This window comes from Bacteroidota bacterium (genome assembly GCA_005882315.1).
In the GTDB taxonomy this organism is placed as follows: Bacteria; Bacteroidota; Bacteroidia; order Chitinophagales; family Chitinophagaceae; genus VBAR01.
In genome coordinates this window covers 565,287-587,423 of record VBAR01000003.1, presented here as the reverse complement: position 1 = coordinate 587,423, position 22,137 = coordinate 565,287, and the positions used below count along the sequence as shown (strand labels likewise).

The 22,137-nt window shown below is 37.5% G+C and carries 22 protein-coding genes; 19 read left to right on the top strand and 3 right to left on the bottom strand.

What is annotated here, in order from left to right; all coding sequences use genetic code 11:
* Positions 1–342: 342 nt before the first annotated feature.
* Positions 343–756, bottom strand: coding sequence for an OsmC family protein (locus E6H07_16015; protein ID TMI62908.1), 414 nt, complete (start codon positions 754–756; stop codon positions 343–345).
* 149 nt (positions 757–905) lie between these two features.
* On the opposite strand from E6H07_16015, the gene E6H07_16010 reads away from it, so the two are divergent.
* The 9 genes from E6H07_16010 (at position 906) to E6H07_15970 (ending at position 8,378) form a co-directional block, all read left to right on the top strand.
* Entirely contained in the window at positions 906–1,706 is an 801-nt protein-coding gene (locus E6H07_16010; GenBank protein ID TMI62907.1) for a hypothetical protein, read from the top strand.
* Positions 1,707–1,907: 201 nt separating this feature from the next.
* Entirely contained in the window at positions 1,908–2,825 is a 918-nt protein-coding gene (gene lipA / locus E6H07_16005; GenBank protein ID TMI62906.1) for a lipoyl synthase, read from the top strand.
* 1,269 nt (positions 2,826–4,094) lie between these two features.
* A complete protein-coding gene (locus E6H07_16000) occupies positions 4,095–4,520 on the top strand; it encodes a hypothetical protein (protein TMI62905.1) in 426 nt (141 codons plus the stop codon).
* A 22-nt stretch (positions 4,521–4,542) separates the two neighbouring features.
* A complete protein-coding gene (locus E6H07_15995) occupies positions 4,543–5,028 on the top strand; it encodes a hypothetical protein (GenBank protein ID TMI62904.1) in 486 nt (161 codons plus the stop codon).
* Positions 5,029–5,171: 143 nt separating this feature from the next.
* Positions 5,172–5,594 (top strand): hypothetical protein, encoded by a 423-nt coding sequence (locus E6H07_15990; protein ID TMI62903.1) that lies wholly within the window; start codon positions 5,172–5,174, stop codon positions 5,592–5,594.
* A gap of 180 nt (positions 5,595–5,774) precedes the next feature.
* Positions 5,775–6,230 (top strand): hypothetical protein, encoded by a 456-nt coding sequence (locus E6H07_15985; protein ID TMI62902.1) that lies wholly within the window; start codon positions 5,775–5,777, stop codon positions 6,228–6,230.
* Positions 6,231–6,386: 156 nt separating this feature from the next.
* Positions 6,387–7,121 carry a hypothetical protein gene (locus E6H07_15980; protein ID TMI63090.1) on the top strand — a complete coding sequence of 245 codons (735 nt, stop codon included), beginning with the start codon at positions 6,387–6,389 and terminating at the stop codon, positions 7,119–7,121.
* A gap of 195 nt (positions 7,122–7,316) precedes the next feature.
* Positions 7,317–7,715, top strand: coding sequence for a PAS domain S-box protein (locus E6H07_15975; GenBank protein TMI62901.1), 399 nt, complete (start codon positions 7,317–7,319; stop codon positions 7,713–7,715).
* Positions 7,716–7,760: 45 nt separating this feature from the next.
* Entirely contained in the window at positions 7,761–8,378 is a 618-nt protein-coding gene (locus E6H07_15970; GenBank protein ID TMI62900.1) for a DUF4304 domain-containing protein, read from the top strand.
* An 88-nt stretch (positions 8,379–8,466) separates the two neighbouring features.
* On the opposite strand, the gene E6H07_15965 is transcribed toward E6H07_15970, so the two are convergent.
* The gene (locus E6H07_15965) at positions 8,467–8,937 is read right to left on the bottom strand and encodes an SRPBCC domain-containing protein (GenBank protein TMI62899.1); all 471 of its coding nucleotides are present in this window, start codon (positions 8,935–8,937) and stop codon (positions 8,467–8,469) included.
* A 131-nt stretch (positions 8,938–9,068) separates the two neighbouring features.
* Between E6H07_15965 and E6H07_15960 the strand changes: the two genes are divergently transcribed.
* From E6H07_15960 to E6H07_15940, 5 genes are all read left to right on the top strand, one after another.
* Positions 9,069–9,383, top strand: a complete 315-nt coding sequence (locus tag E6H07_15960; protein TMI62898.1) for a YtxH domain-containing protein — start codon at positions 9,069–9,071, stop codon at positions 9,381–9,383.
* A gap of 107 nt (positions 9,384–9,490) precedes the next feature.
* Positions 9,491–11,134: an AarF/ABC1/UbiB kinase family protein gene (locus E6H07_15955; protein TMI62897.1), complete on the top strand. Its 1,644-nt coding sequence runs from the start codon at positions 9,491–9,493 to the stop codon at positions 11,132–11,134.
* 199 nt (positions 11,135–11,333) lie between these two features.
* On the top strand, positions 11,334–12,011 hold the full coding sequence (locus E6H07_15950) for an NAD-dependent epimerase/dehydratase family protein (protein ID TMI62896.1): 678 nt from the start codon (positions 11,334–11,336) through the stop codon (positions 12,009–12,011).
* 8 nt (positions 12,012–12,019) lie between these two features.
* On the top strand, positions 12,020–13,024 hold the full coding sequence (locus tag E6H07_15945) for a phosphodiester glycosidase family protein (protein TMI62895.1): 1,005 nt from the start codon (positions 12,020–12,022) through the stop codon (positions 13,022–13,024).
* A gap of 112 nt (positions 13,025–13,136) precedes the next feature.
* Positions 13,137–13,652, top strand: a complete 516-nt coding sequence (locus tag E6H07_15940) for a DUF4382 domain-containing protein (protein ID TMI62894.1) — start codon at positions 13,137–13,139, stop codon at positions 13,650–13,652.
* 90 nt (positions 13,653–13,742) lie between these two features.
* Here E6H07_15940 and E6H07_15935 read toward each other — a convergent pair whose 3' ends face one another.
* Positions 13,743–14,693 (bottom strand): ROK family protein, encoded by a 951-nt coding sequence (locus E6H07_15935; protein TMI62893.1) that lies wholly within the window; start codon positions 14,691–14,693, stop codon positions 13,743–13,745.
* Positions 14,694–14,814: 121 nt separating this feature from the next.
* On the opposite strand from E6H07_15935, the gene E6H07_15930 reads away from it, so the two are divergent.
* From E6H07_15930 to E6H07_15910, 5 genes are all read left to right on the top strand, one after another.
* Complete coding sequence (locus tag E6H07_15930) at positions 14,815–16,083, top strand: sugar MFS transporter (protein TMI62892.1); 1,269 nt, start codon at positions 14,815–14,817, stop codon at positions 16,081–16,083.
* An 11-nt stretch (positions 16,084–16,094) separates the two neighbouring features.
* On the top strand, positions 16,095–17,513 hold the full coding sequence (locus E6H07_15925; protein ID TMI62891.1) for a glycosyltransferase: 1,419 nt from the start codon (positions 16,095–16,097) through the stop codon (positions 17,511–17,513).
* 8 nt (positions 17,514–17,521) lie between these two features.
* A complete protein-coding gene (locus E6H07_15920; protein TMI62890.1) occupies positions 17,522–18,811 on the top strand; it encodes a glucose-1-phosphate adenylyltransferase in 1,290 nt (429 codons plus the stop codon).
* Between the two features lie 118 nt (positions 18,812–18,929).
* Positions 18,930–20,261, top strand: a complete 1,332-nt coding sequence (locus tag E6H07_15915; protein TMI62889.1) for an SLC45 family MFS transporter — start codon at positions 18,930–18,932, stop codon at positions 20,259–20,261.
* Between the two features lies 1 nt (position 20,262).
* Complete coding sequence (locus tag E6H07_15910; protein ID TMI62888.1) at positions 20,263–22,137, top strand: alpha-amylase; 1,875 nt, start codon at positions 20,263–20,265, stop codon at positions 22,135–22,137.

Sequence of the window (22,137 nt, the reverse complement as noted above, 5' to 3'; positions counted from 1 at the left end):
GAAGATGTATTGGATCTAGATTTTGATTTGTTCTAATGCCCAATTGGATTATAGAACCCTGAACGGAGCGTCGCAACGTCAGTTCAATAGTAGTAATTCAGTTGGCTAAAAAAAGATTGTCTCAATTTGAATTTTAAACCACGAAGACACTAAGATTCCAAGTAACACAAAGTTATCTTGGTGAAGTCTTTGTGACTTCGTGCCTTCGTGGTTCATCTGTATTTTTTTGGAATGGAAACAATTTGAAAATAACGAACAAGGAACCTGCCACCGGCAGGCAGGTAATGAATTTCGAACTTTGAAATATCCAATATCCAATATCCAGTATCCAGTATCTGTCTTCTAACTCCAACCACCCCAATCCACTTTTTGTTCTATATCCGGATGAAGACTTATTGCCACCGGGCAGGTATTTCCTGTATTTTTTAGGATCGTCTTTGTTTTTTCATCAACGTCTTTTAGTGGATCAGGTATATGAAAGGTCAATTCAATTCCGCCGACACGGCGGGGATCGGCTTTCATAATTTTGAGCACATCAATTTTCACACCTGTAAGGTCAATACCCATTGTACGGGCTTTAATACCCATTGTTGTTATCATGCAATTCGCAAGGCTGGTAGCCAATGTATCAGTTGGAGAAAACCGTTCGCCTTTGCCATTATTATCCACAGGGGCATCCGTTTCAAAACTATTTCCGCTTCTTAAATGGGTACAGGTGGTTCTTAACTCGCCGTTATAAACTACTGTCGATGTCATTTTGAATATTTTGCCCTAAATTTACGTTATATACTAAGAGTATAAAGGAGAAAAGGAGGAAAAGAGTTTTATAGAAGATGATTGTGTTTCCGGTTTTATCTCCTTATCTCTTTTAACTTATTTAACCTCTTAGCAAAATTAAATACAACGTGAAGAAACTCTTAAGCACTGCAGTTGTTGTTATAGTTTGTTTTGTTGCCTCAGCACAGGAGCCCAGTGGAAAAGGAAAAAACAAAGACGATGAACGCCGCGAAAAAATAAATGCTTTGAAAAAGCAGGCGGAGGAAGGCATTTTGATCTTCAATAAGCAAAACATATTTGGCCTTCAGTTGCGCAGCAATGGGTATGGTATTTTTTATGAATTAGGTAAAATGAAGACCAATCGAAAAACAAACCTTTACCGTATCGACATTACTGAGATCAAACATTACAAAGAAGAAAAGGTTCCTGCCGGTGGTGTTGTTTTCGGCAACCCTTATATCTATGGAAAGGTCAATAATTTTTACCAGCTCACATTGGGTTTTGGCCAGCAGTATATACTTGGTCAAAAGGGAAATAAGAATGGGGTGGCCGTGTCTTTGCTCTATAATGCAGGTCTTGCATTGGGCTTTCTGCGTCCCTACTATCTCGAAATACAGGACCCGATGGTAGGTCAAAACAGGTATATCCGCTATACACAAGAAGACAGTGCTCTTTTTCTCAACAATGCTGTGATCATTGGTGGAGGCGGGCTTAGTAAGGGCTGGGGCGAAATAAAAGTTACCCCTGGTGCATTTGGCAAATTTGCTTTCCGTTTCGATTATGGCCGTTTCAATGAAGTGGTTTCAGGCATTGAAGTGGGTATAAGTGCAGAATACTACACTAAGAATATGGAAGTTGTACTGTTCCAGAAAGAAAAACAGCTATACCTCCAAACCTATATCGCCGTGCTGTTTGGCAGGCGCAAGTAATACCTTTAAATTTGCGGGGATAATTATTTTTGGTTGCCAGTTGTGGGTTGTGAGTTGTCAGTTGCTGGTTACCAGTTAACAGGTGTAAGTTGTGAGTTGCCAGTTGCTGGTTATCGGTAAATGTTGATTAAGGCTGATCCGCAACATTCACAATTGACCATTCACAATTCACAACTGACAACTCACAACTGACAACTCAAAATGATCGAACTTCCGATAACATCAGATAATCCTGTTCAGCGAACCAAGAAACCCGACTGGCTTCGTGTAAAGCTGCCTATTGGTGAAGAGTATAAACATGTACGTGGCCTTGTTGACAATTATAAACTGCATACCATTTGCGAAAGCGGCAACTGCCCGAATATGGGTGAATGCTGGGGCGCAGGCACTGCTACATTTATGATCCTTGGGAATACCTGTACCCGTAGTTGTGGTTTTTGTGCAGTGGCTACCGGCCGGCCCGAACCACTTGATTGGGATGAACCTCAACGTGTAGCTGAAGCCATTCATTTAATGAAAGTAAAACATGCCGTTATCACATCTGTTGACCGGGATGAAATAAAGGATGGTGGCAGTATTATCTGGTACAATACCATTAAAGCAGTAAAGTCTTTGAATACCGAAACTACACTCGAAACGCTGATACCCGATTTTAAAGGAGACAAAGAAAACATACAACGCATTATTGATGCTGCGCCGGAAGTAGTAAGCCATAATATTGAAACAGTAGAACGCCTTACCAAACAGGTACGCATACAGGCCAGGTATCACCGCAGTATGGATGTAATAAGAACATTGAAAGCCGGTGGCATGCGTACAAAAAGTGGCATTATGCTCGGTCTCGGCGAAAAGAAAGAAGAAGTGATACAAACAATGACCGATCTGCGTGACAGCGGATGCGATGTAATTACAATCGGTCAATACTTACAACCTACAAAAAAACATTTAGCTGTTCATCGCTTTGTACATCCTGATGAATTTGCTGAATACCGCGAAATAGGTTACAACCTCGGATTAGATTATGTAGAAAGCGGCCCGCTTGTCCGTTCATCTTACCACAGCGAAAGACATGTGTTTGCCGGATTGGGAAGGAAGGAGTGGTTGGGAGGTAGGAGTTAGGAGTTATGAGTTCGGAGTTATGAGATAGGAGTTGGGAGTTATGAGATAGGAGTTGGGAGTTATGAGATAGGAGTTATGAGTCGTTTCAGGAGTCAGTATCCAATATCCTAATATCTCAATATCAAATATCTTGTATCCAGTATCCAGTAACTCACTTTCAGAGTCCGTCATGTCGAGCCGTGGCAAATGTTATTTTAGATTTAAAGATTTTAAGTGAGACATCTCAGAGACTCCATTCAGTCAAGATGTAAAATAATCGGTTTGTTTTTTCGTTTTAAAGAATAGTAGTTTTGAAAAATGCCATACGCAATTAATTTAAGATGTTAAATAAGACACTTTTAATATTATCATTCTTATGCATGAGTAATTATGCAAAATGTCAATTATTATCTGTCGAAGATAATTGGCTCGCAGTCTTAGATTCAGTATCAATTGGATGGAAAAATGACTCCTTAACAAATACAAATTACAGGTATGATGTTAGAAGCCGATTGCTCGAATGTTCCTTTAGTGATTTGACTGAATCAGTTTTGTTTAAGTATCTGGGAAATCCGAATGAGATTCAAAATCAGGAAGTGAATGATGTCAAAACCGATTACGTATCTTATCGATACTATTTTTGGACTGATCCAAATTCCAGTTATCGAAGACTCTACATATCCTTCGTGTTCGATAAACAAGGCAAATTTCTTTTTTTAGGTAAGAATCTGATCTGCGGGAATTAATGAAATTCCAACTTAAAAACATTGTACCAACAACTCTGTTATTGTGAGGTTTTATACTTTGTGTTGTTGGTAGAGGGAACTATAAAAGAAAATCCCCGAACTTCGAATAGCTATCGGGTCAGGAGTTCATCAACTATTATCCGGGGTCTTGTCATGTCGAGCCGGGGTTAATGTTATTTTATATTTAAAGATTTTGAGCGAGACATCTCAGAGGCTTCATCCATTCAAGATGTAAAATAATTGGTTTAATTTTTCGTTAGCGTAAATCAGGTCAGTTTCCATTTAGTGATTTTTATGAACTAATATGCGGAAAATACTTTTCATATTATCCATCATACTTTTTCTGTATAACACAGCAAATAGTCAGAGAACTGGAAGAAGGAATCCCGCTAAGGAGGACTCTACAAAAATTCATGATGAGTTTGTCAGTCAGAGATATGGAATAGGTGTATCCATTGAGATGGACTCGGCAAACAGCCGAAGATCTTGGATGGAGGACTCGATAAACCTTCGGAAAGCTCGAAGAGCTTGGATGTTCTCGAAAATGGACTCAACAAAAACCCCTGATGAATTAAAATTTAAGCCGCCCAATGCGATTCCGGGATGTATATACATTTATTACAATGGGGATACTAATAAGCCATATCCTATTGTAGTTTTTAATTTTTTCGATAATATAGATTCAATCTTTGAAGGTGCAATGTTTTTGTATCAAATTGATGTAACAGAGAATGAATTAAAAACTGTAAAAGGCATTATTGAAAAGCAAACCCTTTCTTCAGATATTATTAATTCTTTAATCGGAATCAGGACTATAGTAGATGGGAAGGATAATTGGCAACTTATGAAATCTAAACTGCGTGTTGAAGCTCTGTTTAAAGAATTAGCCGAAAGCTTTAAAGATAAATTTCAGTATAATGGAGTTGTGTCATGTTTGGAATATTTGTTTGACAGGTTGCCTAATAGATAAAATTCATCTGGTATAAAATAATATGAATCGACTCTTATTAATAATTTTTGGAAGCTCTCTTTCCATTTTTGTAAACGGGCAAGTCAATTGTGACCGCCAAAAACAAAAAGACAGTATTCAATTGGAACAGTTTTGTATAGGTTTCAAAAAAGCCGTAAATCAGCGTGACCTTAAAAATATTTCGGAGTTCTTTCAATTTCCTTTTCCCTGCAGTGCTTGTAATATAAAAGATAATTCAAATTCCAAGGAGCCTTATATGGTTTCTTATAAAAGGTTTTTGCAAGGAAAGTATGATGAGTTTTTTGGTGCATGGTTTATGGAAACAGTCAGTAAAGGACGACTCTTTGAGTTATTGCAGGCATCCGAAAATGACAAAGGCAAATGCTCCTTTTTCTTCGGGTATCCTATGGTTCTACCTTCTGAAAGAACTGAGGGTCATCAGGGTTTTTTAACGATTGAAAAAATAAATGGCAAATTCAAGATCACTTCTATTTGGTCGGTGCCATAGCTTTTAGATGCAATTCCAACTTAAGAACATTGCACCAACAACTCTGTTATCGTGAGGTTTTATATTTTGTGTTGTTGGTATAAGAAACTATAAAGGAAAATCCCGTATTTTGAATACTAACAACGGCGTAAATAGTATGACATATGAAGAAATTTTTCAGAATAACTTTTTGTAAGCTTTACTATTGGAATGTTAGGTATTATTTATCGGTTGACAAAGAAAATTCTGCTCAAACAGCGGCATTATGTATGGTTCTATTACTGATAGCTAATCTTGCTTCTTTTCATATGCTTTTTTCGGGTTTATTTCAAATAACATTGATAAACTCCATGTCAACAGCTATGCTTATAATATTTGGAATTGGCACCCTAATCTATATTTGGATTTATGTTAATGTACTTGCTCCAAAAAAATATTTGAAAGTATGTCAGCAGCAAGCAAATAATTATAAAATAGGAAAGACAGGTATTTCACATGCCAAGCTTACAATACTATATATTGTTTTTACTTTAGTTTTTTTGATTCTCTCAGTTGTCATTTATGCCGTTGCTGGTGTCCGGAGTTAATGAAATCCCAACTTAAGAACATTGCACCAACAACTCTGTTATTGTGAGGTTTTATATTTTGTGTTGTTGGTAAAGGGAACTATAAAAGAAAATCCCGTATTTTGAATACAAACAATGGCGTAGTCTAAGATGGTTATAAAATCGAGATATAGTTTTTGGGGCTTTTGGATGTTTATGCTCATGGTTGCTTTTCTCATAGCAATTGCACTTTACTGGCTTTGGGAGTGGCATACCCCCTATGCATATTGGATCAGGATAAAATTTTCGAACGAATATGATCTTTGGCAATCAATAATGGCTCTTCTTTTCCTGGCAATATTCATCCTTTCTATTATGTGTTTTTATGTAAAAAGTATCACGATTGATCATATCAATAAAATAATAAGCATCAGGAATATAATTTTTAGGACAGGTCGAACTTACTCGTTTACTGAATTGGATGGTTATTTTGATACGCATAAGCGACACACAACTATAACACGGAACTTCGAAACAGTAGGAATAATAAAAGACGGAAATGTATTAATTAAGATCGACAGTTTTTTCTATTCAAACGTAGGAGAATTAAAAACAGCTTTAAACGAATTAAAGTATTTGGGCTATTATAAATTTAATATGTGGGGAGATCGGAAATAATCTTTTATACCTGATGAACAGTTAGTACAAAAGCTGAGCAACCCTTCGACAAGCTCAGGGTGACAACCAAGCTCAGCCTGACAGATAACTATAAAAGAAAATTCCCGAACTTTAATACCAACAACTGCATAAATGAAACAAAAGTGGATAACCACAATGAAGAACACTAAAAGATTAAAGCTGACTTTGGGTCAGACTTTTAATCATTATGGGATTGTAATTTTTTTTCTATTCCTTGTGGTATTGCTTTTTAAAGATTTAATCGAAATTTACCTGAATTCTTACACAGGAGTTCGGTCAACAAATGAACTTATAAATAGTTTATGGCCGTTTTTAGCCCTTGCTATTTTCTTTGCTATTGTTCAATACAGGCGACTACGTTTTAAAGAGTATAAAGCCAACTTTACAGAAGAAGAATTTCAAGAAGCCATTAAACGAACTGTTACAGACTTAGAATTGCGAATAGATAGCAACAGCGAGAATTTTTTCAAAGCATACAGAGGTAGTTGGGAAGTAATAATAATTATAAAAGACAAAGACCGGCTTTTAGTAAACAGCATCTGCGATCCAAAAAATTTCTCATCGTTTACTTCATTCGGCGTGAATAGAAAGAATATTAGCACATTCATAAAAAACCTGACTGACGTTTTGAATAATAAACCAGCAGAGATCAAAATTGAGAATCAGATCAATGAGTGGAGCATAAAGAGAATTATATTCCGACTTTTTGTGTATCCTTTTTGCATTTTCCTAATTGTATTTGGTGTTTATTTGGTTTTGCAACCATTGACAGCTAAGAGTATTGCAGCAGGACTTGGAGCAATAATGGTTGCAGGCATTTATTTGTATTCCGACATTAAAATATTGTCAGCAAAAAAGGAAAATGGCTGAGCAGCCCTTCGATAAGCTCAGGGTGACAACCAAGCTCAGCCTGACAGAACTAAAGCTGAAAAAATTTAAACTTTTAAAAGGAAGCATGGATCTTTATAGAAGTTGAAACATGATTTATAAGTGACTTGCTTCAGGTTAATAAAAGCATATTAAGAGCATATTAAAAGCAACGTTTACTTATTTTTGCGCCTCGTTATGAAATCAGATATGGAAAAAAAGGAAATACTTGAGAAGCTGCACCAAAAAATGATCGCTGAGATACAGGATTATGCTATCATTTTGATGGATGCTGACGGAACTATTTTATCATGGAATAAGGGAGCTGAAAAAATAAAAGGGTATAAAGAAGATGAGATCCTTGGGCAGAACTTCAGGATCTTTTATATGCCGCAAGACAGGCAGTCCGGGCTACCTGAACAATTAATTGAATTAGCAAAAAAAGAAGGCCGTGCCCGTCATATAGGGCGGCGGGTTAGAAAAGATGGAAATATATTCTGGGGAAGTATTCTTATCACCGCACTTCATGATGATAACGGAAACGTAATAGGTTTCACTAAGTTAACACAGGAACTTACCGACGATCATAAAATTTAAAAGAGCTTCGTAAATTGCGGCAATACATACCTTAACTGTTATTTTATGAAGACCGTTACAGAACAAAATTTTGACATAATAATTAAGGATTGTTTTCAGACAATTTTAAAGCCATTGGGTTTTAAAAAGAAAGGGAACAATTTTTATCGACAACTTCAAGACCTTGGACAAATTATTAATGTTCAGAAGAGTTCGTTTTATTCAAAAGACCATATCTCTTTTACAATTAACACAGGGCTTTTTATACCTGAATATTGGCTGACTTTTTATACATATCATAATGGCGAAATCCCCTCTTATCCAACAGAACCCGATTGTGCAATCAGACAAAGAATCGGAAAGCTGAAATACAATATTGACAAGTGGTTCGACATAGATTTAAGTACTGACATCACAGAATTAAAGAGAGAGACAACAGACAATGTTCTCAACTTTATTGTTCCCTATTTTGAAAGAAGCAAAACCAAATCTGACGTATTACAATTATTGCAAGACGAGAATATTAACCTCGTCAAGTTTGCCAGACTGATAATTTTTGGAGAGTATGAGCAGTTTGACAAAGCACAATTGGAGTATGACAAACTTAAACAAGACAAGTACACTTTTAACAATATGAAATCAACACTGTTTGAGTATAGAGATAAATACAAATTGACGGATTAAAAACAACAGCTAACATTGGGCTGCTATGCTGGCTGACGAATAAATCCTCATCTTTTGTTCGCTATCAGCACCGGTTTCGACAGGTTGATTATGCGCTTAAACTAAATGATTTCTTTTCCACTAATCTTTTCATATCAGTCATAATTTTTTTCCAGTTCTCTTCGGAATGTTCTTTCATTTTTTCATCAGGAATATTTTCCTGGGTTATTACAAGTTTTGTCTTACTATCAACCTGCGTCAGGTGATAAGTAATGATGACATAATTTTCAGGCTTATCTTCAATACCCGACATTGAACTCCAGTAATCGTATTTGATCATTTTATATTTATCTACCTCCAGTATAGTGCCTTTGTCTTCATAGGTTTTTCCTTCCCACTCACCTCTGAAAATGATCGGGCTTCCCATTTTCCAGTCTGTAAATGTATTAGTGCCAAAAAAATATTGCTTTATTATTTCTGGCTTTGTCAGTGCTTCCCATACTTTTTCTACAGGAGCATTTATTTCAAGCTCTACACGGCCGGTTATATTGTTTTTCATTTTAAAAAACTTTTGATTCATAAGGATACCCAAAAATTAATGCCAGAATTATGTATCGGTCATTTTTCTCACAGGCTGGTTGTAAATGACGGGCTTGTCATCTTTGGCAAGGTTCTTGAAAATCTAACTTTATTCAATAAAACAAAATAATCATGGGAACAAAAACTCTATTGGCCGCAACGGCTGCAGGTATTGCGTTGGGTATGATCATGGCGCCGGAAAAAGGCACTGAAACCCAAAAGAAATTGGGTGATTCGTTTGGTAAACTGAAGGATAAGTGGAAGGATATCACTAACCTGAAAAACATTAAAGCAGAGGATTTGAGAGAGCTTAAAGAGATCTTTAAGCAAAATATTGCAGGACTGAGTGAAGATGTTCGTAAAAAGGTTTTACAGATCATAGAATCTTCAAGACCTGCGAAGGAAGAGGTGAGGGAAGAAATGGAAATGAAGGAATATCCTGCATAACTCTACAGTAATCATTTTTTTCAATAAAGGAGCCATGTTCAGGGCTCCTTTGTTATTGAGCAGCTAAACCCGGTGCCTGTGTAATCAGCGCTATTAAATTAATCAGTATGTGGATTTTCCGCCTCAATCGGTTCTTCAGGAATTTTTTCCGCTTCCTCAATATTCTTTTTATTATCATCCGGCATAGTTTCACCCAATGGTTTTTTACCCGTCGGCCTATCCGCCGGTTTGTTGATCCGAAGCGGAAAAAACTGATGACCCGTTCCGAACGTATCCGCCTGGTGGTTGAGGATCTCGGCCCTACATTCATCAAGTTCGGGCAGATCGTTGCTGACAGACCTGACCTTGTTTCTGAACAATTAAGAGTTGAATTAAAAAAATTGCAAACCTCAGCTAAGCCTTTTGATAATGATCTTGCATATCTTATTATCGAAGAAGAACTAGGCGATCATATTAATGAAATATTTGAACAGATAGACCCTGATCCAGTAGCATCTGCTTCCATTGCGCAGGTTTATAAAGCTGTATTAAAAGATGGACGGGTTGTGGCAGTCAAGGTACAGCGTCCGCATATCAAACAAAAGATCAGGCTTGACTTGGTACTGATGAAACTATTGGCACAACAAGCTGTAAAATCTTACCCGGAGCTGGCCAATTTTAATCTTGTGAGTTTTGTAGAAGATTTCGGCGCTATCATGATGAAGGAACTTGATTTCGCTAACGAAGCATCAAACATGATGCGTTTTTCAGAAATGTTTAAAGACGATTTTTCCGTTCATATCCCCGAAGTATATAACAAGTTTACTACACAAAAAGTATTGGTAATGGAATGGGTGGAAGGATTAAGACCCGGTGATATAAAAGGAATGAAAGAGAATGGATATGATACTAAAAAAATTGCAGAGAACGGAACACATGTCATTATTAAAATGATCCTGAAGTATGGTTTTTTTCATGCTGATCCGCATGCGGGAAATATGTTTATTGGTAAAAACAATCAATTGATCCTACTTGATCATGGGATGACGTCAGGTCTTAAGCCTAAACAGATCGATGCACTCATCAGCTTCCTGCTTGGCTTTTCGGAAAATAATGAACATAAAATTGCTAAAGCATTGCTGGGCCTGATGGAAATAGGGTATTATAAAAACATGGAAGAGCTGGAATTTGATATTAATGAACTGGTACAGAAATACAGTTATATATCATACGGGAAAATGAATGTTTCTAATATTATGACGGAATCCTTCCGTATCATTTTACGGCATGGATTAAAAGTGCCTTCAAGTCTTTATATGCTTATAAAAGCGATCGGTACTATTCAAAAATTTGCAGAAGACCTTGATGCTGATATTTCGGTGATAGAATTTATTAAACCTTATGCAAGAGAAAGAATAGTTGAAAAATTTAGTTGGGAAAATATATGGGGAAAGATCGTCAACTCTGCTGAAGATTATCTTTACCTCGTCGATACGCTTCCAAAAGACATTAAAGAAATAGTAAGCAACCTGCGTAAAGGTGTACTCCGCCACGAGATCAATTTCAGGGAGGATAGTTTTACGAATAAAGCTTTGCGCCAGGGTACCAACCGGCTTGCTTTTGTATTTATTATGGGATTGTTATTGGTCTGCTCAACAATGTTACTTATTTATCGGCCCGATAGTAACATAACAACAGGATTTTTTTATACTACTATTATCGTTACCGGATTGACAGCAATACGTTTGTTTATTAAAACAAAATTCGGTTGATCATATTATTAAGCAGTAGTGTCTCAGTTTGAAAAACAATTGAACCACATAGGAACATAGTTACATAGGTTTTCACATAGGAGTTCTATGTGTCTATGTGGTTCAAAAAGAATTCACAACAACCTGATCTCAAATTGAGACACTAATATTGAGCAGAACAGGTGTCGCCGAATAAACTATTCCTGTAACTTTAATCCTTATGAATGGTCAGCAATTAAAACTCAAGGTAATTCTAACCGGTGCCACAGGTATGGTAGGTGAGGGGGTAATGCATGAATGCTTGCAGAATGATGCAGTGGAATCGGTTTTAGTTATCAACCGGAGATCCTGCGGCGTATCGCATCCCAAGTTGAAAGAAATTGTTCATGCGGATTTTTTCCATCTTTCGCCGGTAGAAAATCAGTTAGCAGGATATAATGCCTGTTTCTTTTGTCTCGGTGTTTCATCCGTTGGAATGAAGGAACCCGAGTATTACCGGATGACTTATACGCTGACGATGAATTTTGCCGAAACTGTTTTGAAACAAAACCCCGGAATAAGTTTCTGTTATATTTCTGGTGCCAGTACCGACAGTACTGAAAAAGGAAGAATGATGTGGGCAAGAGTAAAAGGCAAAACAGAAAATGATTTGCTAAAGCTTGGTTTTAAACAGGCCTATAATTTTCGACCCGGTATAATTCAACCCACAAAGGGATTGAAAAATACATTGAAGCTTTACACATATATGGGTTGGCTATTACCTGTCATTAAATTTTTTAGTTCCGACTCAATTGTCTCATTGAAACAAATTGGTATGGCAATGATCAATGCTGTGACTAAAGGATATGAGAAAAAAGTGCTGGAGGTAAAAGATATAATTTCGCTATCAAAACAGTAATACCACCCATGAAAATATTCTTTTTAGTTGCAATGCTATTTTCATTTTCAGTTCAGGTTTTTGCACAACTCAAATGGCAGAATGTTGATTCACTCTACCAGCCTTTGCCAGGATCAGTTCATGTGTTTAAAACAACTGATTCTATGTTTGATGGCAAACCCAATATTGCTTATTATGTTATTGCTGACCTGAAAGACAAACATCTTTTGTTTGATGCTGATACAACTTATAAAAGAAGATTAACTCCTTCGCAATTCTATGAAAAGAATAAGCAGCCGTTGCTTGTTGTTAACTGTACTTTCTTTTCATTTGAAACAAACCAAAACCTGAATGTGGTAATTGATGATTCAAGACTAGTCGGTTATAACATTCATACAATAAACGGTAGAGGAAAAGACACATTTACATATCGTCATCCGTTTGGTAGTGCAATCGGTATTGACAAAAAAGGCAATGCTGATATTGCATGGGTATACTCTGACTCTTTTGCAAAACGTCCACTTGCAAGCCAACATCCGGTCGAGGCATACAAGGACTCAGCGACAACAATCAATTCAAAATTCGTAAAGACTTACAGGGCTAAGTATGACGGTCACTTGCATGAAAAAATAAGTTTGCATGCCCCAAAGGGGTTTCTCAAATGGAAAATGCAATCGGCTATAGGGGGAGGCCCGGTATTATTGCAAGAAGGTGAAATAAAAATAACTAACAATGAAGAAATAAAATTTGCAGGTAAAGCCATCAATGATAAACATCCACGAACAGCAATGGGATATACAAAGGATAATAAACTTATAATACTCGTTGTACAAGGTAGATTTCCTATGATAGCAGAAGGGGCAACATTAAACCAAGAGGCACAAATATTAAAAGATCTTGGTTGTTGGGAAGCATTGAATCTTGATGGTGGTGGTAGTAGTTGCATGCTTGTGAATGGTAAAACAACTATCAAACCTTCTTCTGAAGGAGTACAAAGACCAGTTCCTGCAGTTTTTACTATTAAAATAAAATGATCAGCTTCAACTTTTCATAAATATGACAGTATCCTGAAGTTGTTAAGGAAATTTCACATCCAGTTTGGCATGGTATTTCTGAATACAACTGCAATAAAACAAAACGTCAACTATGAAAAGAATAACGCTGGCTACAGCAGTAATCGCAATTTTATCTACACTCGTATTTTTAGCATGTAATAAAGAAAAAGGAAGTTATAAGTTAGATGTTCATATGACCGATGCGCCGGCGGCATTTGAAGAAGTGAATGTAGATATACAGGAAGTAAAAGTAAAATTAAGGAATGATACTTCAGCCTGGGTTTCTTTAAGTACCAATGCCGGAATATATAACCTGCTCGGTTTGCAAAATGGTGTTGATACTTTGCTTGCAACAGGAATTTTACCATCCAATTTTGTAAAGGAAATTCGTCTCTACCTGGGTACAAATAATTCAATTAAAGTAGCCGGGCAAACATTTCCATTAGTAATGGATAATGGAACACAAACAAAATTGATGATCAAAGTAGATAAAGAACTCAACGGAACTTTGGATTCATTGATCGTTGACTTTGATGCAAATCTTTCTGTAGTTCTTGAAGGTAATGGCACTTATCGCCTTTCACCGGTTTTAACTCTTAAGAATTAGGGCTATACATTTAGGGTAAAACAGCCATCACGTTATATGCGGGTGGCTGTTCCTTTTTTTGAAGGGATGTGATTGAGAAAATAAAATTGATCATTCCCAGGCCAATGCACTTGCTCCTAATATAGCAGCATCGGATTCTCTTAAATGGCTCACTAATATTTTTACTTTACCCTGGAAAATTTTTATCAGGTTTTCTTCCATATATTTTCTTGTAGGCTTTAAAATATATTCGCCTGATTTGGTAAGACCACCAAAAAGAATTATTGCTTCCGGGCTGCTGAACATTACTGCATTGGCCAATGCAAGCCCTAAAATTTTCCCGGTGAATTCAAAGATCTCTAACGCTATTTTATCACCCTGAAGGGCCGCATCATGTACTGCTTTGGAATCGAGTTTATCCTTCGGTACATCTCTCAATAAACTTGGCTCTTTGCTTTTAACCAGCAATTCAATAGCTGTTAGCATTACACCTGTTGCAGACGCATAACTTTCCAATGATCCTTTTTTCCCTGTGCCTGCATGTAATCTTCCATCAGGGATAATTATAGTATGACCCAACTCGCCGGCAAAACCATCATGACCGTATATCAACTGGCCGTTTGCAACGATACCACTGCCCACACCGGTACCGAGTGTTATCATTATAAAATCCTTCATTCCTTTCGCAGCGCCATAGGTCATTTCGCCAATAGCTGCAGCATTCGCATCATTAGTTACTACAACAGGTAATTTAAATTTTGCCTGCACCAGTTTTGACAATGGCACGATCCCCTGCCATACAAGATTCGCTGCATATTCAATATTCCCGGTGTAAAAATTTCCGTTAGGTGCACCAATACCGATCCCTTTTATTCTTGAAGATCCGCCTGCTCTTTTTATCAGTACCGACAATTCTTCGTAGAGCTCATCTATAAAAGTTTCAACTGTCGCATGTTTTTTTGTGGACATATTGCCGGAGAATAAAACATTACCATCAACATCCACTATCCCGAATTTGGTGCTGGTACCGCCGATATCAATGCCGATCACGAGTTGCTCCATAGTAAGAATTAAACTGGTCTGAAGGTACAGGAAACTAAAGAAACATTATTGAAGGGATACAAAAAATAGTTTATTACAAATTACCGATTCTTCGTTAAGTTCGGGCAAACTTTGCATTATTATGAATACACAAACAGCAGTCATCAACCGGCGAAACAGTTTTATTTTTCCTTTGATCATAATCGGGGCACTTTTTTTTATTTTCGGTTTTGTTACCTGGGCCAACAGCCAGTTAATTCCGTATTTAAAAATTGCCTGTGAACTGACAGATACACAATCTTTCCTGGTAGCTACTGCTTTTTTTGCTGCTTATTTTGTTATGGCTATTCCATCTTCTTTGATCCTTAAAAAGACCGGTTTCAAAAAAGGTATGTCATTAGGATTGTTTGTGATGGCAGCAGGTGCATTAATTTTTATTCCAGCTGCAAGTTCACGTAGCTATTCTTTATTTTTAATTGGTTTATTTATAATAGGAACTGGTCTTGCATTACTGCAAACAGCTTCCAATCCTTATGTTACTGTTTTGGGCCCGATGGAAAGTGCTGCACAACGTATCAGCATTATGGGTATTTGTAATAAAGTAGCGGGTATACTTGCCGTATTTATTTTAGGTGGCATCGTTTTAAAAGATGTAGATGCCTTGAAAGCAAAATTGCTTACTTTATCAGCCGGTGATAAAAATGCTGAGCTGGATCTGCTGGCATCAAGGGTAGTGAATCCTTATATAACTATTGCAATTGTTTTAGCAATACTTGCAGTAGTAATTTATTTTCTTCACCTGCCTGAAATAAATGAGGAAGAGGAAGCTGATACATTTCATCGCAAGGATAAAACCAGTGTATTCCAGTTCCCGCATCTCGTGTTGGGAGCAGTTGCTATTTTCTTTTATGTAGGAGTTGAAGTGATCAGTTATGATACATTTGCAGGATTTGGTGAATTTCTTGGCTTCCCACTGGAAAAATCCTCAACGTTTGCATCGTTCACCGGGTACGGATTATTATTGGGTTATGTTACTGGCATTATTTGTATTCCAAAATATATTTCACAAAGGAAAGCATTGGTGGCAAGCACCATCCTGAGTATGTTTCTTGTTTTATTAGCAATTTTCACAACAGGGATGACCGCTGTTGCCTGTTTTGCTTTGCTGGGTTTTTCAAATGCAGTAATGTGGCCGGCTATCTGGCCACTGGCAATTGATGGCCTGGGCAGATTTACAAAAATTGGAGCTGCTTTACTTATCATGGGAATTGTAGGTGGTGCTATTCTCCCGCCATTATATGGTGAATTGTCAAAAATGCTTGGTTCAAAACAAATGGGATATTGGCTAATGATACCCTGTTATATTTATATTCTCTATTATTCTCTAAGAGGGTATAAGACCGGGATCTAATAAAGTATTATATGGAAATCATACACGTCTCTGCAGAATGTTATCCTATGGCGAAGGCCGGCGGATTAGGTGATGTAGTGGGTGCCTTGCCTAAATATCAAACCAAGATCGGGCATTTTGCCAAAGTGGTAATGCCCATGTACCGGACAAAATATTTATTGCAAAATGAATGGGAACTCGTACATGAAGGCGGGCAATACCTGGCTGGACGTTTTTTTCATTACAGTGTTATAAAAGAAAAAACAAACAAACTCGGTTTCGATCTATTCCTGATCGATATAAATGGATTGCTTGACCGTGAAAAAATTTATGGATACGATGATGACACCGAACGATTCGTTGCTTTCCAGATCGCTTTTTGCGATTGGGTGAGTAAATGGAGCCACCGACCTGATATAATTCATGTGCACGACTATCATGCAGGGCTTATTCCGTTTATGGTTAAATATTGTTATGCGTTTAAAAACTTAGAATTCATTCCTACTGTTCTTACAATTCACAATGCACAATACCAGGGATGGATAGATTGGGGTAAATCAAACCTGATACCTGCTTATGATAGCTGGAAATCCGGAATGCTTGAATGGAAGAAATCAATTAACCCATTGGCTTCAGCAGTTAAATGTGCATGGAAGGTAAGTACGGTTAGCTACAGCTATATGGATGAACTGCGCTACAACTCCAATGGCCTTGAATATCTGTTTGAATATGAAAAAGGGAAATGTACCGGGATACTGAATGGTATCGATAATGAAGTATGGGACCCGGAAACAGATGAATTCATTGAAAAAAACTTTACAGCAGAAAATATTGAGAAGGGAAAGAAAAAAAATAAGAAAAAGCTTTGTAAGGAATTTGAACTAGATCCGGCAAAACCATTATTTACTTTCATTGGACGCTTAGTAGGAGAGAAGGCTGCCGATATTTTACCTGAAGCTATCAGTTCATCTATTTATCATCACCAGGGGCAATGCAATTTCCTGATATTAGGTTCCGGTGATCCGGCTGTAGAAGCACAATTGGATGCATTGAAATATTCATTGAAAGGATATGTAAATGTTTATATCGGGTATAGTGAATCGCTTAGTCATTTAATATATGCTGGTGCCGATTTTCTTTTAATGCCAAGCCGTGTTGAACCTTGTGGACTAAACCAGATGTATGCATTACGTTATGGTACTGTTCCAATAGTTCGCAGCACAGGTGGATTGAAGGATACAGTAAAAGACTTTGGCGAAAAAGATGGTTTCGGTATTCGTTTCGACCGGGCATCCGCATGGGATATATCATACTCTGTTGGCCGGGCCATCGATCTTTATAATAATAAGAAAGAACAATTTGACGAGATAAGAGAATATATGATGCGTATTGATCACTCATGGGAAAATTCTGCCGGACAATATATATCTTTATATGAGTCGCTTAAATAAATTCAATTATGGCTACCAGAACTATAACTACAAATGAAGTATTATCCGTGATCCTCGGTGGCGGTGCGGGTTCAAGATTATACCCGCTTACTTCAAGCAGAAGCAAACCCGCTGTTCCAATTGCGGGTAAATACCGTCTCGTTGACATTCCAATTTCAAATTGCCTGAACAATGGGATAGGAAGAATGTTTGTGTTAACGCAATTCAACTCTGCATCGCTTAACAGACATATTAAGAATACTTATCACTTTAGTGCTTTCAGTAAAGCTTTCGTCGATATCCTTGCTGCTGAGCAAACTCCCGATAACCCAACCTGGTTTCAAGGTACTGCAGATGCGGTAAGACAGGGACTTCGTCATATTGGCCCTTTTGAAAGCGATTATGTTTTGATCTTATCAGGTGACCAGTTATATCAAATGGATTTTGCAGAGATGCTGGAAAATCATAAACAACTTGGCGCTGATATTTCTATTGCAACAATTCCGGTTGGTGACAGAGAAGCCCCTGAGTTTGGTATTTTAAAATCACAGGAAGGACTTGTTACTGCATTTATTGAAAAACCCAAAAAAGAGTTATTGCCTGAATGGGTAAGTGAAACGAATGCCCAGATGAAAGCGGCTGGCCGGAATTATCTTGCTTCGATGGGTATCTATATTTTTAACCGCCAATTGTTATTTGATCTGTTGCAAACTGATTATGCTGACGCAACAGATTTTGGAAAAGAGATCATCCCTCAGTCTATTAATAAACTGAAAGTAGCAAGCTACCAATACACAGGTTACTGGACTGATATTGGAAATATCTATTCATTTTTTGAGGCCAATCTTGATCTTACAGAAGATATACCGGCATTTAATTTATTTGATGATGAACGTACTATTTACACAAGGGCCCGCATGCTGCCACCCGCAAAGATCAGCGGCACTACGCTGGAGAAAACAATGATAGCTGAAGGTTCCATTATAAATGCATCCCGTGTGGAGCATAGTGTTGTTGGCATTCGTTCACGAATTGGCCACGGCACTACACTGGTAAGTACTTATATGATGGGTAATGACCAGTATGAAACATTAAATGAAATTGCTGAAGCAAAAGCGAAAGGATTGCCAGAATTGGGTATTGGTGAAAGATGTTATATCCGCAATGCGATCATTGATAAAAACGTACGAATAGGAAGTGATGTACGTATTAATGGCGGTAATCATTTGCAAAACCAGGATCACATACTCTATACAGTGAAAGACGGTATTGTCGTCATAAAGAAAGGATCAGTGATACCCGATGGGTTTGTAATTTAATTTTCAACCGCAAACGATTTCTATCCCGCCACCGGCGGGATTTTTTTTAGAAAGTTCTACAGCATAAGCAATCTGCACTTAATCTCCTTATCTTCCATCCATTAAATAATGCTTGCATATGTCTACAGTCTACACCGGTATAAAGCCACGTTTATCTTTCTGGCAAATCTGGAATATGTGTTTCGGATTTTTCGGAATTCAGTTCGGCTGGAGTTTGCAAATGGGAAACATGAGTGCTATTTATGAATTCCTCGGTGCTACTCCTGAAGAAATACCGGGCTTATGGTTAGCAGCCCCAATGACTGGCTTACTTGTTCAACCTATCATCGGATATTTTAGCGACAGAACATGGCATCCGAGATGGGGGAGAAGAAGACCTTATTTCCTTGTTGGTGCTATATTAAGTTCACTGGCATTATTTATTATGCCAAACTCTTCTGCAGTTTGGATGGCCGCAGGTACATTATGGATTTTAGATTCTTGTATTAATATAAGCATGGAACCCTTCAGGGCATTTGTTGCAGACAACCTGAATGATAAGCAACGTTCTTTCGGTTATTCGATGCAGAGCATGTTTATTGGCGCTGCATCTTTTATTGCGGGTTTTTTGCCAGGGTTATTGGTTAATTGGTTTGGTGTTTCAAGAGAGAAAGGAGCGGGGGGCATTCCGCAAAATATTATGTGGTCTTTTTATATCGGAGCTTTTGTTTTTCTCGGAGCAGTTTTACTTACTGTGTTCAAGAGTAAAGAGTATCCACCTTCAGATCCGAACTGGAAGGAGAATTTAAAAAAGGAACATAAAGGCGAGGGTATTGCAAAAGAAATAATATCAGCAATTGGTAATATGCCAGATCAAATGAAAAGACTGGCTGTTGTTCAGTTTTTAACATGGCCAGGTTTATTCCTCATGTGGTTTTATTACAGTACTGGTGTAGCTGCCGATATATTTGGTGGTGATGCGAAAACAAACAGTGAAGTTTATACTAAGGGACTTGAGCATGCAAATGCTACTTCTGCCATTTTGAATCTTGTCACTTTTGCTTTTTCATTCACAATTCCTTTTTGGGTTGGTAAGATAGGAATGAAAATGACACACACAGTTTGCCTAATCATTGGTGGGCTGGGTTTAATTTCAGTAAATTTTATTCATGAACCCTGGATGCTTTATATGTCCATGAGTATGGTTGGTATTGCCTGGGCATCTATACTATCAATGCCCTATTCAATGCTTTCCGGAAGCCTGCCCGCCGAAAAAATGGGTATTTATATGGGCATCTTCAATTTCTTTATTGTGCTTCCTGAAATAATTGCTTCGTTATTCTTTGGAAAGATCATGGAGAATTTTCTTCATAATGACCGGCTGACTGCAGTACTCATTGGTGGCATACTCCTCTGCACAGCTGGCATCGTTTGTTCATTGATTGTTAAAGAATCAAAACATGGTAAGTGATATGAAAAAAATATTTTTTATCCTCTTAATAGTATTTGCAAACACTGCCAATGCTACGGATATGTTTGGAGTATATCCCACTCATTGGTGGGTGGGAATGAAAAATCCAAAACTGCAGATCGTTTTGCATGGAGAAAATATTAAACAGTATTCTAAAGTCAGTATAACTTATCCCGGTATCAAACTTGATAAAACAACAAAACTGGAAAGCAACAACTATTTGATTGTTGATATTACGATTTCTGTCGCAGCTAAACCGGGCAGGTTTAAAATAATTCTTTCCGGTAGCGGAATAGCTGCAGAAGATATAAGCTATGAATTAAAATCCCGCAGCAAAGAAAATGGTAAGACAAGAGTAAAAGGAGCTACATCAGAGGATCTGATTTATTTAATAATGCCAGATCGCTTTAGTAATGGCGATCCTTCTAATGATTTTTTCGCTGATATGAGGGATAAGGATCATGACCGCAATAATCCATTCGACCGGCATGGTGGTGATCTAAAAGGTGTGCAAAACCATCTTGATTATTTAAAAGATCTAGGTGCTACTGCTATCTGGATGACACCGGTGACTGAAAATAATATGAGCCGGACAATGGAAGGCGGTACAAGCCGCAGCACTTATCATGGTTATGCATTTACGAATCAGTATGAAGTGGACAAGCGATTTGGAGGAAATGAAGCATATAGATCTTTGATTGATGAGGCCCATAAAAAGGGAATGAAAATTATCCAGGATGCTGTGTACAATCATATCGGTAATGATCATTTTCTTTTTCGTGATCTGCCTGCAAAGGATTGGATAAATCAATGGCCAACCTACCAGAATACTTCTCATAAAAATCAAACACTGTTCGATCCGAATGCTTCTAAACTGGATGCAAAGATCACAGCCGATGGATGGTTCACACCTTTTTTGGTGGATCTAAATCAACGAAACCCTTTTGTTTCAAATTTTTTAATTCAGTATGCAGTTTGGGCTACAGAAGAATTTGGATTGGACGGTTGGCGGGTAGATACTTATTTTTATAATGACCCTGTCTTTCTTAATAAAATAAATGATGTATTACGCAAAGAGTTTTCGAAGATCACTGTTTTTGGCGAGACAGCAGTGAACCTTGTTGCCAGCACAGCTTACTATTCTGAAAATAATCTTACGGTTCCTTTTAAACATAATTGCCCGGGTGTTACTGATTTTCCTGTTATGTTTTCCATTCACAATGCGATCAAACAGCCATTTAGTTGGGATGGGGGAGTAAGTAGTCTTTATACAACACTTGCCCAGGATATGCTTTATAAAAACCCGATGAATAATTGTACCTCGCTGGATAATCATGACCAGGATCGCATTTATTCAATTGTTGGAGAAAATATGCGCAACTATAAAATGGCAATTGCAATGTTGTTTACCATAAGAGGGATACCGCAGTTCTATTACGGCACAGAGATACTGATGAAAAATTTTAAAGATCCAACTGATGCTGAAGTAAGAAAAGATTTTCCCGGTGGCTGGCCCGGCGATGCGCAAAACAAATTTGATGCATCTGGTAGAACTGCTGAAGAGAATGAAGCATTTAATTATGTAAAAACATTGGCCAATTTCCGGAAAAACTCATCCGCAATAAAAAACGGTAAGACCATGCAGTTTGTACCGGAGGATGGTGTTTATGTTTATTTCCGCTATACATCCACGCAAACAGTCATGTGCATTGTAAACTCGAATGAAACGCCGGCTATTATTGATCTTTCAAGATTTGCAGAACGGATGAATGGATTTACAAAAGCACTGGATGCAGCAACAGGAGCTACGTTCAATCTTGAACCTACATTGACGCTTGGAGAAAAATATGTATTGGTACTGGAATTGAAAAAATAA